The sequence below is a fragment of the Pseudomonas palleroniana genome, assembly GCF_022836895.1.
Taxonomy (GTDB): domain Bacteria; phylum Pseudomonadota; class Gammaproteobacteria; order Pseudomonadales; family Pseudomonadaceae; genus Aquipseudomonas; species Aquipseudomonas palleroniana.
Map to the genome: position 1 here is coordinate 1,902,448 of NZ_CP092411.1, position 15,859 is coordinate 1,918,306.

The 15,859-nt window shown below is 60.4% G+C and carries 16 protein-coding genes; 13 read left to right on the plus strand and 3 right to left on the minus strand.

The window, feature by feature from the left end:
* Genes MJP36_RS08645 through MJP36_RS08655 form a run of 3 tightly spaced genes read left to right on the plus strand, consistent with a single transcriptional unit; the run spans position 1 to position 3,761 of the window.
* Positions 1–1,164 carry a ThiF family adenylyltransferase gene (locus MJP36_RS08645; protein WP_244385184.1) on the plus strand — a complete coding sequence of 388 codons (1,164 nt, stop codon included), beginning with the start codon at positions 1–3 and terminating at the stop codon, positions 1,162–1,164.
* Positions 1,161–2,480, plus strand: a complete 1,320-nt coding sequence (locus MJP36_RS08650; protein WP_060754110.1) for an MFS transporter — start codon at positions 1,161–1,163, stop codon at positions 2,478–2,480. The genes MJP36_RS08645 and MJP36_RS08650 overlap by 4 nt, the downstream gene beginning before the upstream one ends.
* A 12-nt stretch (positions 2,481–2,492) precedes the next feature.
* Positions 2,493–3,761 carry a cupin-like domain-containing protein gene (locus tag MJP36_RS08655; RefSeq protein ID WP_158510686.1) on the plus strand — a complete coding sequence of 423 codons (1,269 nt, stop codon included), beginning with the start codon at positions 2,493–2,495 and terminating at the stop codon, positions 3,759–3,761.
* A 45-nt stretch (positions 3,762–3,806) separates the two neighbouring features.
* Here MJP36_RS08655 and MJP36_RS08660 read toward each other — a convergent pair whose 3' ends face one another.
* Positions 3,807–4,523, minus strand: coding sequence for an autoinducer binding domain-containing protein (locus MJP36_RS08660; protein WP_081086994.1), 717 nt, complete (start codon positions 4,521–4,523; stop codon positions 3,807–3,809).
* Between the two features lie 151 nt (positions 4,524–4,674).
* The gene (locus tag MJP36_RS08665) at positions 4,675–5,052 is read right to left on the minus strand and encodes a hypothetical protein (RefSeq protein WP_060754108.1); all 378 of its coding nucleotides are present in this window, start codon (positions 5,050–5,052) and stop codon (positions 4,675–4,677) included.
* Positions 5,053–5,252: 200 nt separating this feature from the next.
* Between MJP36_RS08665 and MJP36_RS08670 the strand changes: the two genes are divergently transcribed.
* The 3 genes from MJP36_RS08670 (at position 5,253) to def (ending at position 7,112) form a co-directional block, all read left to right on the plus strand.
* Positions 5,253–5,438, plus strand: a complete 186-nt coding sequence (locus MJP36_RS08670; RefSeq protein WP_060754107.1) for a CsbD family protein — start codon at positions 5,253–5,255, stop codon at positions 5,436–5,438.
* 180 nt (positions 5,439–5,618) lie between these two features.
* Positions 5,619–6,569 carry a YihY/virulence factor BrkB family protein gene (locus MJP36_RS08675; RefSeq protein ID WP_060754106.1) on the plus strand — a complete coding sequence of 317 codons (951 nt, stop codon included), beginning with the start codon at positions 5,619–5,621 and terminating at the stop codon, positions 6,567–6,569.
* A 3-nt stretch (positions 6,570–6,572) separates the two neighbouring features.
* Complete coding sequence (gene def / locus MJP36_RS08680; RefSeq protein ID WP_060754105.1) at positions 6,573–7,112, plus strand: peptide deformylase; 540 nt, start codon at positions 6,573–6,575, stop codon at positions 7,110–7,112.
* A 37-nt stretch (positions 7,113–7,149) separates the two neighbouring features.
* Here the strand turns inward: def and MJP36_RS08685 are convergent, their stop codons facing one another.
* Positions 7,150–7,554 (minus strand): GNAT family N-acetyltransferase, encoded by a 405-nt coding sequence (locus MJP36_RS08685; protein ID WP_060754104.1) that lies wholly within the window; start codon positions 7,552–7,554, stop codon positions 7,150–7,152.
* A 133-nt stretch (positions 7,555–7,687) separates the two neighbouring features.
* On the opposite strand from MJP36_RS08685, the gene MJP36_RS08690 reads away from it, so the two are divergent.
* The 7 genes from MJP36_RS08690 to MJP36_RS08720 all read left to right on the plus strand — a co-directional run bounded on the left by MJP36_RS08690 (position 7,688) and on the right by MJP36_RS08720 (position 15,858).
* Positions 7,688–8,617: a fatty acid desaturase gene (locus tag MJP36_RS08690; RefSeq protein ID WP_244385185.1), complete on the plus strand. Its 930-nt coding sequence runs from the start codon at positions 7,688–7,690 to the stop codon at positions 8,615–8,617.
* Positions 8,618–8,626: 9 nt separating this feature from the next.
* On the plus strand, positions 8,627–9,418 hold the full coding sequence (locus tag MJP36_RS08695; RefSeq protein WP_060754102.1) for a phosphate/phosphite/phosphonate ABC transporter substrate-binding protein: 792 nt from the start codon (positions 8,627–8,629) through the stop codon (positions 9,416–9,418).
* Between the two features lie 108 nt (positions 9,419–9,526).
* Positions 9,527–10,036 carry a sigma-70 family RNA polymerase sigma factor gene (locus MJP36_RS08700; protein ID WP_060754101.1) on the plus strand — a complete coding sequence of 170 codons (510 nt, stop codon included), beginning with the start codon at positions 9,527–9,529 and terminating at the stop codon, positions 10,034–10,036.
* Complete coding sequence (locus tag MJP36_RS08705) at positions 10,033–10,977, plus strand: FecR domain-containing protein (RefSeq protein WP_244385186.1); 945 nt, start codon at positions 10,033–10,035, stop codon at positions 10,975–10,977. The genes MJP36_RS08700 and MJP36_RS08705 overlap by 4 nt, the downstream gene beginning before the upstream one ends.
* Positions 10,978–11,218: 241 nt before the next feature.
* Entirely contained in the window at positions 11,219–13,855 is a 2,637-nt protein-coding gene (locus tag MJP36_RS08710) for a TonB-dependent receptor (protein ID WP_198760684.1), read from the plus strand.
* A 63-nt stretch (positions 13,856–13,918) separates the two neighbouring features.
* Entirely contained in the window at positions 13,919–14,932 is a 1,014-nt protein-coding gene (locus MJP36_RS08715) for an ABC transporter substrate-binding protein (RefSeq protein WP_060754098.1), read from the plus strand.
* The gene (locus tag MJP36_RS08720) at positions 14,932–15,858 is read left to right on the plus strand and encodes an aliphatic sulfonate ABC transporter substrate-binding protein (protein ID WP_060754097.1); all 927 of its coding nucleotides are present in this window, start codon (positions 14,932–14,934) and stop codon (positions 15,856–15,858) included. Before MJP36_RS08715 ends, MJP36_RS08720 begins: the two co-directional genes overlap by 1 nt.
* Position 15,859: the final 1 nt, after the last annotated feature.

Genomic DNA, 15,859 nt, shown 5'->3' on the forward strand with positions numbered 1-15,859 from the left:
ATGAACCAAGCACGCTTCAGTCAGGACGAACAGGCTCACTACGCGCGGCATTTCCTGGTCAAGGGCTTTGGCCCCGAAGGCCAGGCGCGGCTCAAGGCTGGCAAGGTGCTGGTGGTGGGCGCGGGTGGGCTTGGCTGCCCGGCGTTGATGTACCTGGCGGCCGCGGGTGTCGGCCATCTCGGCATCGTGGAAGATGACACCGTAGACGTCAGCAACTTGCATCGGCAGTTGTTGTTCGGCGTCGGCGATATCGGCGCGCCCAAAGGGGCCGTCGCTCGACAGAAGCTTCTCGATAACAACCCGCACATCGACATCCGCCACTACGCCGAGCGGCTCAGCCAAAGCAACGTGTTGGCCTACGTGCAAGACTACGACGTGATTGTCGATGCCACGGATAACTTCACCACCAAGTATCTGCTCAACGATGCTTGCTACCTTGCCGGCAAACCCCTGGTTTATGCCTCCATCAGCCAGTTCGAGGGGCAGGTCGGGGTGTTCAACCTGCTGGATGCCGAGGGTCGACGCTCAACCAACCTGCGCGATATTTTCCCCGAGCCACCTCCGGCCGGCCTGGCACAAAATTGCGGCGAGGCGGGTGTGTTGGGGGTTCTGCCGGGCATTCTCGGCTCAATCCAGGCACTGGAGGCAATCAAGATTCTGGTCGAGGTGGGCGAGCCTTCAGCCAACCGCTTGATGTTGTTCGATGCGTTGGGCCTGCATTTGCGCCAAGTCTCGGTGCGTCATCGGGCGAGCAACCCCTTGAGCGGCGAGCGACCACTGATCCACCAGCCCCAGGCCATCGAAGCCAGCTGCGCGGTGGCCGTCGGCGAGCGGTATGCCATTTCTGCCCTGGCACTGGAGCAACGGCTGCGCAGTGACGTTCCTTTGCAATTGATCGATGTGCGAGACGAGCACGAGCACCTGGCGCTTTCCCTGGGAGGCATCAACATTCCCTTGAGCCAGTTCTCACAGCGCCTGACTCAGGCGGAGCCGGCCATCGAAACGGTGATCTATTGCAAGAGTGGTGTGCGCAGTATGAAAGCGCTGCACGCCCTCAACGCCATCGTTGGTGACGGGCAATGCCGCAGTTTGACCGGTGGGCTGGATGCCTACATGGCTGCCGGTTGCCGGGAGCGCTTGAGCCGTGATGGGGCGGTGCAATGAGCGGTTCGTCCCTCAATGGCTTGGGGCGCGATTTCTATTTGATCCAATGGGCTGCGTTCCTCAACGCGGTGGGCACCCGTTGTGGGCAGTTTGCGATCGCCTGGTGGGTGCTGGGCAAGACCGCGAACCCGCTCACTTTTGCAGGCTTTGTCGCGGTTGCCACGCTCGCGGATGTGTTGTCGCGCGCTTTGTTTGGCTGGCTGGGCGATCAATATGATCGCCATCGCCTGCTGGTTGGCTGTTATGCCATCAGCACTGCAACCACGCTGGTACTGGCGGCTCTCGGTACGTTGGACCTGTATCTGCCGTGGTTGATCGCGGGTTGCCTGGCCATCTCCGGCGTGGCCATCGGTATCCGTGATCCGATCCAGATGAGCCTGACCCCCGCATTGGTCGCCACTCACAGGGTCAGCGATGCAGTGCGCCTGAGAAGCATCGTCGGCTCATCGTCTGCATTGATGGGGCCACTGGCCGCCGGCATTTTGCTGGGGCCGCTGGGCGTGCTGGGTACCCTCTGGCTCAATGCGATGGCGGTGCTGGTGGCGCTGGTGTTGATCGTCATGGTCAGGGCGCCTGTTGCCAGCCAAGTGCCCGGTGCGCACCAGCTTTCTTATCTGGCTGCCTGGTACTCGCGCACCCGTGAAGGCTTTACCGCCCTGTATCGGGTCAAGCCGGAGTGGAACCTGAGCCTGCTGGCTTTCGTCGTCAACTTTTCGTTGTACCCGCTCTTTGCGGTGCTGTTTCCGGTATTGATCAACCGGTATTTCCCCCAGGACCTGTGGCTTATCGCTGTGACGGAAGGGGCTTTTGCAGTGGGGTTGCTGATCGGCAGCCTGTTTCTGGTCAAGCGTGCCAACGGACGCTGGGGCCGGCCCAACGTGGTGTTTGCCGGGTTCCTGCTGGTCGGGCTGGCGATGCTGGGCTGCGGGCTTTTCAGCCAGTTCTTTCACGCCCGGCCCGGTTGGTTCGCCAGCGTTACCGTGCCCTTGCTGTTCATGGGCGGAGTCGGCCTGGTCATGGTCACGGTCAACACGTCAACGGTACGCATGCTGGCCACGCCTGATAACTACCGCAACCGGATCGGCTCGGCAACATCGTTTGTTTCCGGCCTGGTCATTCCCTTTGGTGCGCTGGTCGGCGGGGCGTTCTCGGGTGTGCTGGGTGTGAGCTACGCCATGGCGGCCCTGGGTTTGCTCATCATCCTGGCCGTTGTCCCGTGCATGTTCAGTGCAGTGCTGGTGCGTGTGCTGGGCCTGAGCGATGACCAGATCAAAAACGTCTACAAGGATTTTTACCCTGATGCTTTCCCGGATTGAAGGTGACGAATGATGACTGCCACGACTCGCGCACATTTTTGCGACGCTAAGAATACGCCGACGGTACCGGCTGCTTTCTGGGAGCACTTCGTCAGTCTCTCCCAAGACAAAACGCAACCGGTGGTGATTGAGCAGGGCGCCCTGATCGAGCCGCTCCTGAGCCTTGAAGACGTTTTTGAACTGGCCCGGAATGTTGTCGAGTCAGGCGACATGACCGTCAACGCGGACGGCCAAATGCTCAAGCAACCGTCTGTGCCCGGGTTTCCCCAGGCATTTGACGGGTTCGAGCAGTTCGTCCGGGATTTTGCCGCACTCAATGACGCCGAGGGCATTACCTTCACCCGCGACTACTGCCTGAAGCATTCCAGTACCGTGGCCAAGAAGTTACGCGCATTCACCCACGGTTACATCGAGCGATACGGTATGCCTTATCCCGGGGCTAATGCGGTATTTATCGGCGGGCGCTACCGCTCCACCTGGATCGGCCTGCATAACGATTCGTGCGATACCTTTCTGCTTCCGTTGTATGGCCGCAAACGCATGATGATCTGGCCGCCGGCGTATTTCGACGAGATGGCCCTGGAAAGAAAGTCTGCGCTCAATGGGGTGTGCTTCGGGCACATCGATGTCAGCCCCTACGCTGCCGATGCGACTATTTATGAAGTAGAGGCTGGTGAGATTTTCTTCATCCCGGCCGGTTGGTGGCACTACAACAAGCTGGAGGCGCTGGAGACAACCCTCACCGTGTCGGTGGGTATGTTCAGTCACGGTACGGCGCAGGGTTTCTGTGAAAACCCGATCAAAGCCGCGATGGCATCCAACGCCGCCAGTACGCAGACGGGCGCTATCGCCCCTGTGCCGGCGGGCGTGTTCGGGTCGTTGGCCGACGTAGAGCTGCCGGCGCCGGTAGCACAGTTTATCGACACGATCCGGGACAACAGCAAAATCCAGATGCTGCTCAAGTTGTCCGCCAACGGCATTATTCGTGACCGCGCCTTGGGGCGCTCGGCGGATGTGGATTTTTCGCAAGCGGCGATTCAGGCAAGAGCCGATAGCCCGTTGTACCTCCTGGTCCTGAATGAACAGGCAGGGTTGCTGTTTGCGGCGGGGGCGATGCTGCGAGTGCAGCAGTTAAGCACCGTGCGTGCCCTGATCAGTGCCTTGCAGCGTGGGGGGGCTGTGGTGTTGGGCGAAGTGCTGGCGGTGCCGGCTGATACTGATGAGGTGCTCGCCGTGGTGCGTTGGCTGTACGACCAGGCCGCTATCGATACGTTTGTGTGAGAGGTGCGCTGGCGTAGCTGCCGACGGCAGCTGCGCCGCCATACCTTAGATGTGGCCTTGGGCTACAGCATAGGTGACCGCTTGAACCCGATTGCAGGCACCGATCTTCTTTTGGATGTTGCGAAGGTGGAAGTTCACCGCGTCGGCGGTCACGTTTAATATGCGACCAATTTCTTCAGAGGTCTTTCCATCAGCGGTCCACCGCAATACTTCTTTCTCTTTTTGTCCGAACTCGATATCCAGCGTACTGGTCAGTGCATCTTCCAATTCGAAGATATGGTAACCCGCCGTTTCGGAGAAGGCTTTTATCAACGGCTTGAGCGTTTCCCACTCTGCCTCTTCGATAGCATTATCTTTTCTGGCCAGGGAAAGTAGTGCGATATACCCGCGGGCATTGAAAGAGGGTTGGGCAAGTCCGATGTTTAGCTCAAAGGCCCGGGCATCTTTCCACAGTTGGGGGCACTCTTCAAAAAAATCTGTGCTCCAGAGCACAGGTTCGGAAGAGACTTTGCAATGGCGTATTGTCGGATCAATGACTGCATAGTTCTGTTCTTTATATCGATCCAGCCAGGCGCGGGGGTAATTGCCGAATATATGAATCTTGGGGCGCGTGAAAGGTGTGGTTTCACACACTGCGTAGGAGAAAAAGTCAAACCCGATGGTGTGGCTGAATAAGGTGGCTGATTCAATAAAACGGGTAAGGGTTGGAGGTGTTTGGCTGTGCTGACTGAGTTGTCTTATCCATGACAAATACCGCTCCATATACGTGTATCTCCATTTTCAAAAAAAATGCAGGGCTCTATATTTACATTTTGAAATATATATAGGCAAGAAGAACTTGCGACTGCGTTAATACAGTCGCGAGATCACTTCAGATATTCATTAGTTGCGTACGATTAATGGCGCGAAGCCATTACTGGGCGAACTCGGCAAAGCTGATACCCGCACCCGCCGGGCGTACGTCCTTGAGGAACGAATCTTTGTCGGCGCTCAGCTCAAGGGTGATCTCCGGCTTGCGCTTGCCGGCGTTGCGCACCACTAGCCCTTCGAGATTTTCGCGCAGGAATACCGTCGGCACCTTCAGGTGCAGCAACTGGTCGCTCTCGGCGTTGTGCATCAGCAGGTGAATCCACTCGTACTGGCCCACGGCAATGCGGCCTACCGGCAGGTCGAACCACCAGATGTTGCGCTTGCGGTCCAGGTCGGTGAAGTGGCAGTTGTTGACGCCGAGTACGGCACCGCCCAGTTCGGTGTTTCGGCGGGCGATGGCCTGTGCTTTATTGAGTTTCATAACCTTCCTACGGGATCTGTTATTCAGCGTTATAGCCTGAATGTGCCGGGCATTCTCAGGGGTTGGCCGCAAAACATAAAGCCAAACCTGCCGCTTTCGATGAAATGCGCACCGAAAAAATAATTGAAACTCTGCCGTACCGCTTCGGGTCCATCTTCTTGCAATGCCCAAAACACCTGATTGTTCTTCGGAGAGATACCATGAGCAGTACATCGGACAAGGCAAAAGGTTTGAAAGACGAGCTCGTCGGCAACATCAAGCAAGGCGTCGGCAAGGTCACTGGCAACGACAAACTGCGCGCCGAAGGCGTCGTGCAGGAAAAGAAAGGCCAGGTCGAAAAGGCAGTCGGTGATACCAAGGATGCGGTGAAAAAAGCGACCAAGTAGTCTTGAGTCGCAGGCTGGTTTTGCGCAGCTCGACGGCCATCTACGGATGGCCGTTTTTGTGTCATGTGCTGCGGTTAAAGTTTCGAAATTGTTTCAAGGTCGCCAAATGGGCTACCTTGATGTAGAAAACGGCCCCTGAGTCGCCCACGAACTCAACCTTTTGCGGCGAAAGGAGACGCTATGATTTTTCCGGTACTGAACGGTCTAAAGCTCCACAAAGTGCTGGTGCGCACCGTCACGGAATTCGTCGATGACGAAATGCCCACCTACGCCTCGGCACTGGCCTACCAGATGCTGTTTTCGTTGTTCCCCTTCCTGCTGTTCCTGATCGCCCTGATCGGTTTCCTGCACCTGCCGGACTTTTTCAGTTGGCTGCGCCTGCAGTCGGAACTGGTGTTGCCGCCGCAGGCGCTGGAGCAGGTCAACCCGGTGATCGACCAGTTGCAGCAGTCCAAGGGTGGCTTGCTCTCGGTGGGTATCGTGATCGCCTTGTGGACCGCCTCCGCCGGTGTGCGCCTGATGATGAGCGCGATGAACGCCGCCTACGATGTTGTTGAAGGCCGGCCGATCTGGAAGCGTTTTCCCCTGTCGGTTTTCTACACCATCGGTATCGCCGGCATGCTCCTCGCCGCTGCCGCGTTGATGGTACTGGGCCCGCAAGTGATGGAATGGCTCGCCGGGCAGATCGGCATGGAAGAGTTCGTGGTCACCCTGTGGACCATCCTGCGTTGGCCGGTGATCGTGATCCTGCTGATGTTCGCCGTGGCCCTCATGTACTACGTGATGCCCGATGTGCAGCAGAAATTCCGCTTCATCACTCCGGGCTCGGTGCTGGCCGTGGTGGTGTGGATCGTCGCTTCCCTGGGCTTCGGCTATTACGTGAAAACCTTCGCCGACTACAACGCCATGTACGGCAGTATCGGTGCGATTATCGTGCTGCTCCTGTACTTCTACATTTCTGCCGCCGTGCTGTTGCTGGGGGCGGAGATGAATGCGGTGATCGAGCACATGTCGGCCGAGGGCAAGGACCCCGGCGAAAAGCAGTTCGACGAACCCGCCGGCACGGATGAAAAACGCCACGTCTCAGGCCTGGGCCGGGACCATTCCAAACCCACTACCGACGAAGTCTGATCGATGATCCGTGAAATCCTGAAAATGGGCGACGAGCGCCTGCTGCGTATCGCGCCACCGGTGCCACCGGAAATGTTCGACAGCCCCGAGCTGTGGCAACTGATCGACGACATGTTCCAGACCATGGAACACGTCGGCGGTGTCGGCCTGGCCGCGCCGCAGATTGGCGTCGACCTGCAACTGGTGATCTTTGGTTTCGAGGCCAGTGAACGCTACCCGGACGCGCCGCCGGTACCGCAGACCATCCTGATCAACCCGTTGATCACGCCGCTCAGCCCGGTGCTGGAAGAGGGTTACGAGGGCTGCCTGTCGGTGCCAGGCTTGCGTGGCGCGGTGAACCGTTACCAACAGATTCGCTACGAAGGTTTCGACCCCAAGGGCGAGCCGATTGTGCGGTTTGCCGATGGGTTCCACGCGCGGGTGGTGCAGCACGAATGCGACCACCTGATCGGCCGGTTGTACCCGTCGCGGATTACCGACTTCAGCAAATTCGGCTTTATCGAGGTGATGTTTCCCGATATGGACCCAGCCGCCGACGACTGACGGCCTGATACAAGACCGGGGACGCACGGATCACGCATCACCCACGATCCAAGCCCATCGCGATCATCGGCTTGTTGCGCTTGTAGCGCACCAGCCGTTCGCTGAGGGACTGCGGCAGCAGTGTGTCCTGGGTGAAACCCATGCGTTGGTACAGGCCTTCCAGGTCCGGATGACACAGCAACCACACGCTGCCTTCGCACGCTGCCACCGCTTCGAGAATCAGTTTCGCGGCCAACCCCTGGCCACGATACGCCGGGTCTACGAACACGCCGGTCAACCACTGCCCGCCGACCACCGGCGTCAGGCATAAACCGGCAACGATTTCGCTGTCCCGCGCCACCCATAGACGCCCGCCCTTGAGCGCCTTCATCGACGAATTGTGGCTGCGATAAAACTTGTTCAGCAGCGGCCACAGGGGTTCTGCGAGCAATTGGATAAGCATGTTCAAACCAGTGAGAGGGCGAGGGCGGCGATTGTAGCGCTTGATGCGTTTGCTTCTAAGCTCAGCACCCAATGATCTGCAAGATTTTTGCGGCTCATTGCACAGAGCAGGAAACACCTGCTCCGAGCTGCCTATGGCCCATTACCTTGATCCGACCCAACGCCGGGAAATCGAAGCCCTGGCCAACACCTTCACCGTCAGAACCGAATGGCCGACCTGGCTGTTGTTGATCGGCGTGTACGCTGGATGGTTCGCTGTGATGTTCGGCAGCCACTGGCTGGGCCGGTGGTTGAGTACGCTGTTGCTGATTCCGCTCGTGACGCTGTGGCTATCGGTGCAACATGAACTGCTTCATGGCCACCCCACCCGATCGCCGCTGTTCAATAAGATTCTCGGCTACGCGCCGTTTGCCGTGTGGTATCCCTATACGCTGTATCGCGACAGCCATCTGCTGCACCACAACGATGAAGACCTGACCTTGCCCGGCATCGACCCGGAAAGCCGCTACCTCACCCAGCGGCAATGGGAAAACAGTGTGCTATTGGAACGTGGCGTGCATTGGCTGACCAAGACCGTGCTCGGCCGCTTTCTGCTGGCGGCGCCCTTGGCGATTGGCCGGCTGGCCCGTCACGAGTTCCAACGCCTGCCCCAGGTCTGGCCCATGTGGCTGGCCCACGGCGGCGTTACCGTGCTGATGCTGAGTTTTATCGCCCACTACAGCGCGCTGTCGGTGTGGCACTACCTGCTGCTGGTCAGTGTGCCGGCCTTGTCCCTGGCCTCGATCCGTTCCTACTATGAACACCGCCCGCATCCGCAACCGGAGCAGCGCACCGTCCTCAACGAAGCGTCCTGGCCGTGGACCTGGCTGTTCCTCAACAACAACCTGCACCTGGTGCATCACGACTTGCCGAAACTGCCCTGGTACTTGCTGCCCACGGTCTACCGTGCGCGGCGTGATCAATGGGTGGCCCGCAGCGGTGGTTTCCTGGTGCAAGGCTACGGCGAGTTGATCAGCCGCCATGGCCTCAGGGCCATCGATAGCCCCCGGCACCCTTTTGCGTGAGAGATGACGATGAGTGAGCACTATGCCGAGCTGCGGATGTATGTCGCGCCCGAGGCGATCCAGCAGGCCAATGACCAGTGGCTGACGCGGATTTTCGAGCACCTGGCGCTGCGTCGTCTCAACGCCGACCACCTTGACTTGCCTGGCGTATGGCTCGCACCCCAGTTGCTGATGGCGCAAACCTGCGGCTATCCGTTGATGACCCAACTGCGTGGCCAGGTCCGAGTGATCGGCCGCCCCCGCTATGAGCTGCCCCACAGCAGTGGCGGCGAACATTGCAGCCTGCTGCTGACCCGCGATGATAACCCTCGCCACACCCTGGCGGATTTCTACAACAGCCGTGGCGTGATCAACGGCCATGACTCCAACAGCGGCATGAACCTGCTGCGTGAGCGCCTGGCACCGTTGCAACGCGATGGGCGTTTCTTCGCCACTGTCGACATGAGTGGTGCCCACCGCGAGAGCCTGCGCTGGCTGCGGGAAGACCGCGCCGACCTTGCCGCCATCGACAGTGTCACCTACGACTACCTGGCTCGATTCTCCCCGCAGGAAGTGGCAGGGCTACGTATCGTCGCGCACAGCGCGCCGAGCCCGACCCTGCCCTATATCGGCGCGCGGGGCTTGCAGGATGCACAGGTCACGGCAATACGCCTGGCGATGAATCAAGCGCTGGAAGATTTGCCGCAGGTCGCTGAAATCCTGGGCGTGCAGGAAGTACTTGCGGCCAGCGAGGACGACTACAGGGTGCTGCTGGACTACCAGCGACAGGCCATTGCCAGTGGCTATGCGAATCTAAGATAAGGTTATATAAAAATACTTTTTAAGTATTATTAAAGAATAAGCAGCCTTGCTAGGATCGTTTCACCGGAACACCGGACATAACGTGCAACCTACTCAGATGGAGCCACTATGTCCGGCGCCGACACTTCTCACAGCGATTACGTGGGCGGGTTATTCCGCAGTCATTACGCCTGGCTGTGCGGCCGCTTGCACCGTCACCTCGATTCCCGCGCACATGCCGAAGACATCGCCGCGGATACTTTTGTCCAGCTCCTGAGTGCACCGGGTGTGGTACCCATCCGCCAGCCTCGCGCCTTGCTCACCACCATTGCCCAGCGCCTGGTGTACCAATTGTGGCGCCGCCGTGATCTGGAGCGTGCCTACCTCAGTGCACTTGATAACGACGAAGCTTCAACTGCACCGTCTGCACAAGAGCTCGCGCAAATGCTTGAGGCGCTGCAAGCCATTGACCAGTTGCTCGACGGCTTGCCGGCCAAGGTCAAGGCGACCTTCCTGCTGTCCCAGCTCAATGGCCTGACCTACCCGGAAATCGCCGCCGAGCTGGGGATTTCCCAGCGCTCGGTCAGCGACTACATGACCCGTGCCTTCAACCGTTGCCTGCGGCTGTGCCTGGAATGAACGACGAACTGATCGACAGCGCCGCACGCTGGCACGTGCTGCTGCGTTCCGGCCAGGCTACGGCGGGCGACTGGCAGCGCTACGCACAATGGCGTGCCGCCGACCCGCGCCACGACGCACTGTGTAAACAGTTGGAAGCACGCCTTGGCGTATTCCAGGTGCCCCTGGCGCAGGGGGTGAGTGGCCAGGTGTTGCAGCAGGCGTTGGAGGCACCGTCCAGCCGTCGCCAGGTGTTGCAGGTTGCGCTGGCAGGCGGCGGTGTCGCGCTCGGCGCTGCGTGGTTGGCCAAGCCGCTGGGCTTGCCGTTGATGGAACTCACGGCGGATATCCGCACCGGCACCGGCGAGCGCCGCGCGGTGACGCTGGAGGATGGCAGCGAGTTATTGCTCAACGCGCAAAGTACGGCGGATATCCAGTTCGACCCGCAACGGCGGCTTGTGCGCCTGCGCGAAGGCGAGTTACTGGCCAAGGTCGCCAGCGACCGCATTCGGCCCTTTCTGATCTACACCGACCAGGCGCGTCTGCGCGCCCACGGCAACCGCTTTCTGGTGCGCGAGCGCGAAGGGCAGGGCCAAGTCGTCGCCCTGAACGGTGTGGTGCAAATCGACGGCCAGAACGGTGAGCGCCTGCAACTCGCTGCCGGCCATGAGGTGCGCTACGACCGCGCAGGCTTCGGACCGGTGCAGGCCAGTTCCACCGGAGCCACCGCCTGGGTCGATGGCTTCCTGCAAGTGCGTGACCGCCCGCTGGCCGACGTCATCGACGCACTGCGCCCCTATCACAACGGCGTGCTGCGCCTGGATCCCGCCGTGGCGGGTCTACGTGTCAGTGGCCTGTACCGTCTGGACAACCCCCAGCAAATACTCGACACCCTGGCGCAGACCTTGCCGATCCATATCACCCGCCGCACCGGTTTGTGGGTGACCGTCAGTGCTGCGTGATGGCGCTGATGTGGGAGGGGGCTTGCTCCCGATAACGGTGTATCAGTGCCAAGTGCATTGGCTGACACTCCGCAATCGGGAGCAAGCCCCCTCCCACAGGGGTTGTGTCTGCGCTTCAGGATCCAGTGTGGGTTCTAAAGACATAACCAAACGATCTGCAAGGTTTCCCCACGCCGTTGCACATCACTGGCGTAAGCGCTGCGGGGAGCAGCGTTCTCGCGTTTCCTTGGGGGGAGCCAAAGTGAGTCAGTTCAACCGTGTGCCGCTTAGAACCTTTGCCCTGGTGCCATTGGCCAGTCTGTTTCTCTCGTTTACCGCCAGCGCCGAAGAGGCGCGTCAGGTCTACCACATCGCACCTGGCCCGCTGGATGAAGTGCTGCTCAACATCAGCCGCCAAAGCGGCCAGGTGATCTCGTTCACGCCGCAACTGGGCAACTATTCTTCGGCCCGCGTGGACGGTTCGCTGTCGGCGCAACAGGCGGTGGACGCCGCGCTCAAGGGCACCGGCCTGCAAGTCCAGGTCAGCCCGGATGGTGCGTTCATCATCAAGGAAGGCGCGAGCAAAAACGCCACCAGCAATGCCAAGGCGCAAACCACTGCAGCGCAAGCGCCGACCCTGGACCGCGTGGTCGCCATCGGCACCCGCCGCAGTGACGCCACCGCACTCACCAGCGCGGCCCCGGTGGACGTGATCAACGCCGAAGAACTCAAGCAGACCGGCGCCATCAGCCTCAACCAGGCACTCTTTCAACTGCTGCCGTCGTTCAACTTCCCGCAGAACCAGAGCGCCACCCGTGGGCAGAACCCCAAGGGTGCGTCCTTGCGTGGCCTGGCGCCGGACCAGACGTTGGTGCTGATCAACGGCAAGCGCCGGCATGCCTCGGCGGTGGTGAACATCTCCGGTGGCGTGCCATTCATTGGCGCGCAGCCGGTGGACTTGGACATGATCCCTATCAGCAGCATCGACCATGTCGAAGTGCTGCGTGATGGCGCCTCGGCTCAATATGGTTCGGATGCGGTGGCCGGCGTGATCAACATCGTGCTCAAGGAACGTGACAGCGGCGGCCAGGTGAACACCCAGCTGGGCAAATATGCGCAGGGCGACGGTTTCAGCAAAAGCACGGACGGCTGGTACGGCCTGGGCTTGCCGGGGGATGGTTTCCTGACCTTGAGTTTCAACACCCTTAACAACAAACCCACCGACATTGGCGATCAGTATGTCGCCAACGGCCAGGTGCAAGACCCCCGCTGGGGCGGCGCCGGGCGCGATAAATTCAACCTGGCGGCCAACGCCGAGATTGGCCTGAACGACCAGTGGCGCCTCTACAGCTTCGCCACTTTCGGCCAGGACAAGTCGGTGAACAACACGCCGCCATTGCTGGCCAATAACCCGAACAACGTGCCGGGCATCTACCCCAACGGCACCATTCCCAAGTACCGCTATCGCTACGAAGACGGCGCAGTCACCGTCGGTACCCGCTTTGAGGACGAGACCCTGGGTCGCTTCGATCTCAGTGCCACCTACGGTCGCGACAAACACGATGAATTGGCCTTCAACACCGTCAACCCCAGCTATGGTCTGAACAGCCCGACCAAATTCGACGTGGCCACGCTGGTCAATGACCAGACCAATATCGGCCTGGATTACGCCAAGGATCTGGACGTCAATTGGTCGAGCCATCCTCTGACAGTCTCGGCAGGTATTGCCTACCGTCATGAGCAATATCGTCTGGAGGAGGGCGACTATGAGTCCTACTCGTTTGGTGGCATCAACGGCGTGCAGGTGGGGGCGGTACAAGCCTCTGGCCTGACACCGGACGACGCCGGCACCTACAAGCGTGATGTGGGCGGCGTGTATTTCGGTCTTGAGCATCAGCTCACCGACAAATTCCAGGTAGGCATCGCCGGGCGTACCGAGCACTACTCGGACTTCGGCTCGGCCACCACCGGCAAACTTTCGGCGCGTTATGACTTCACCCCGCAAGTGGGCTTGCGCGCCACGGTGAACAACTCGTTCCGCGCACCGACCCTGGGCCAGATCGGCACCTCGTGGACCACCACCACCAACGTCGACATCAACGGCAACCCGGTCCTCACGCGCATGCTGCCCGCCGACAACCCGGCCGCCCGTGCCCTGGGCGCCGAGCCGCTCAAGCCCGAAAAGTCCACCAACTACTCCTTGGGCCTGGTGCTGCGTCCGATCGAACAAGCCTCGCTGACCATCGACGCCTATCAGATCTCGATTCGTGACCGTCTGCTCTACAGCGGGGGGATTTCCGGCCCACGGGCCGAGCAGATTCTGCAACAGGCCGGCTTTGGCCAATACACCTGGGCGCAGTTCATGACCAACGCGGCCAACACGCGCACGCGCGGTGTGGACATCGTCGGCAAGTACAACCTGGACCTGGCGCAATACGGCGCGCTGAGCCTGTCGGCCGGTTACACCCAGTCACGCACCACGATCGAGAAGGTCCACGAGAACCCCAACGGTTTCGACGTTCTCACCCGTGAAGCCCGTGGTTTCCTGGAGCACGGCTACCCGCAAGACAAGTGGGTGCTGGGCGCGACTCACCGCATCGGCGCGTGGACCATCGCCCTCAGCGAAACCCGCTACGGCGAGTACCGCAAATACGCCGCCAGCGAAGCCAACGCTCAATACGACCAGACCTTCGCTGCGCAATGGAACACAGACCTGGACGTGAACTACGCCTTCACCAAGCAACTGCGTGTGTCTGTCGGCGCCAACAACCTGTTCGACAGCAAACCCGATGACTTCAACACCCGCCTGCGCCAGACCCCTGGCCAGCAATACAGCTACCTGTCGCCATCGGCGCCGGAAGGGGCGTTCTACTACACGCGGCTCAGTTATGACTTTTAACCGATCCCCAATCCCACATTGGGTTCTCTGTGTTCTGAAAAATGATTCATCACGAGGTTGTGCATGAAAAGACTTAAAACGCTGCTCGGTGGTTCGCTGCTGGCACTGGCCGTTTTATCGCAGCCGGCCATGGCCGCCGAGGCTGTCAAACCCATTCACTTCGGTGACATCACCTGGGAAAGCGGCAGCCTGATCACCGAGGTGCTGCGCCTGATCGTCGAGAAAGGCTACGGCTTGCCCACCGACACCTTGCCGGGCAGCACCGTCAGCCTGGAAGCCGCCCTGGCCAAGGATGATATCCAGGTGATCGGCGAAGAGTGGGCCGGGCGCAGCCCGGCGTGGGTCAAGGCAGAAAGCGAAGGCAAAGTATTCGGCCTCGGCGACACCGTAAAAGGCGCCACCGAAGGCTGGTGGGTACCGGAGTTCGTGATCAAGGGCGATGCCGAGCGGGGCATCAAACCCCTGGCGCCGGACCTGAAATCGGTGGCCGACCTGCCGCGTTACAAGGACGTGTTCCGCGACCCCGAAGACCCAAGCCGTGGGCGATTCCTCAACAGCCCCACCGGCTGGACCTCGGAGATCGTCAACAGCCAGAAGCTCAAGGCCTACAAGCTCACCGACAGCTTCGTCAACTTCCGCACCGGCTCCGGTGCGGCGCTGGATGCCGAAGTCGCGTCATCGATCCGTCGTGGCAAGCCGGTGTTGTTCTATTACTGGTCGCCCACGCCGCTGCTGGGCCGTTTCAAGCTGGTCAAGCTGGAAGAGCCGCCCTTCAACGCCGAGGCCTGGAAAACCCTGTCCGACGCGAAAAACCCCAACCCCATCGGCACCCGCTCGATGCCGGCTCGCCTGGCAATCGGCGTTTCGGCACCGTTCAAGGCGCAGTACCCGCAATTGGTCAGCGTGTTTGAAAAGGTCGACCTGCCGATTGACCTGCTCAACAGTGTGCTCGGCGAAATGAGCGAGAAACGCACACCGCCACGCCAGGTGGCTGAGGCGTTCCTCAAAGACCATCCGCAGGTCTGGCAGCCATGGGTTCCGGCGGCTGTGGCGACCAAAATCAAGGAGGCACTCTAATGCTTAAAGTCTTCACGGCGGTGGTTCTTTCCCTGCTGGCCGGCCAGGTGTCGGCGGCCGATCCCGCCACCTTGCGCATCGGTTACCAGAAAAGCTCGGTGAGCATGGTGCTGGCCCGCGAACACAAACTCTTCGAAGAAGCGTTGCCCGGCACCCAGGTGCAGTGGATTGAATTCCTCGGCGGCCCTCCCTTGATCGAAGCGCTGAACGGCGGCAGCCTGGACATCGGAAACATTGGCGACATCCCGCCGATCTTCGCCCAGGCGGCCGGCATCGACTTGCAGTACTTTGCGGTAGAGCCCAACGAGGGCAAGACCGAAGCGGTGCTGGTGCCCAAAGCCAGCAGCGTGCAGAGCGTGGCGCAGCTCAAGGGCAAGCGTGTGGCGCTGCTCAAGGGCTCCAGCGCTCACAACCTGTTCCTCAAAAGCCTGTTGCGTGCGGGTTTGCAGTGGAAGGATGTGAATGTGGTGTACCTGTCGCCATCGGACGGGCGTGCTGCGTTCGAGCAGGGCAAGGTCGACGCGTGGGTGGTGTGGGACCCGTACTATTCCGCTGCGGTAATCGACGGCAGCGCCCGCGTGCTGGGTGACGGTCAGGGCCTCAATCCTGCGGGCAGTTTCTTCGTGGTCAGTAGCCCGTTTGCCAGGCAGTACCCGCAGTCCATCGGGGCGATCATCAAGACGCTGGCCAAGGCGCAGCGCCTGTCCCTCGACCAGCCCGAGCAGAGTATCGCGTTGATGGCCAAGACCTTGGGCCTGCAACCGGCGGTGGTCAAAAGCTACTTCGAACACCGCTCGTCCGCGCCGATTCGTCCGCTGCAAGCCGTCGACATCGGCAACCAGCAACGCACTGCCGACCTGTTCCTTGCCAACGGCCTGATCCCGAAGAAGGTCGATGTGCAGCAAGCCGTGTTCAAGGCGCCCTGAT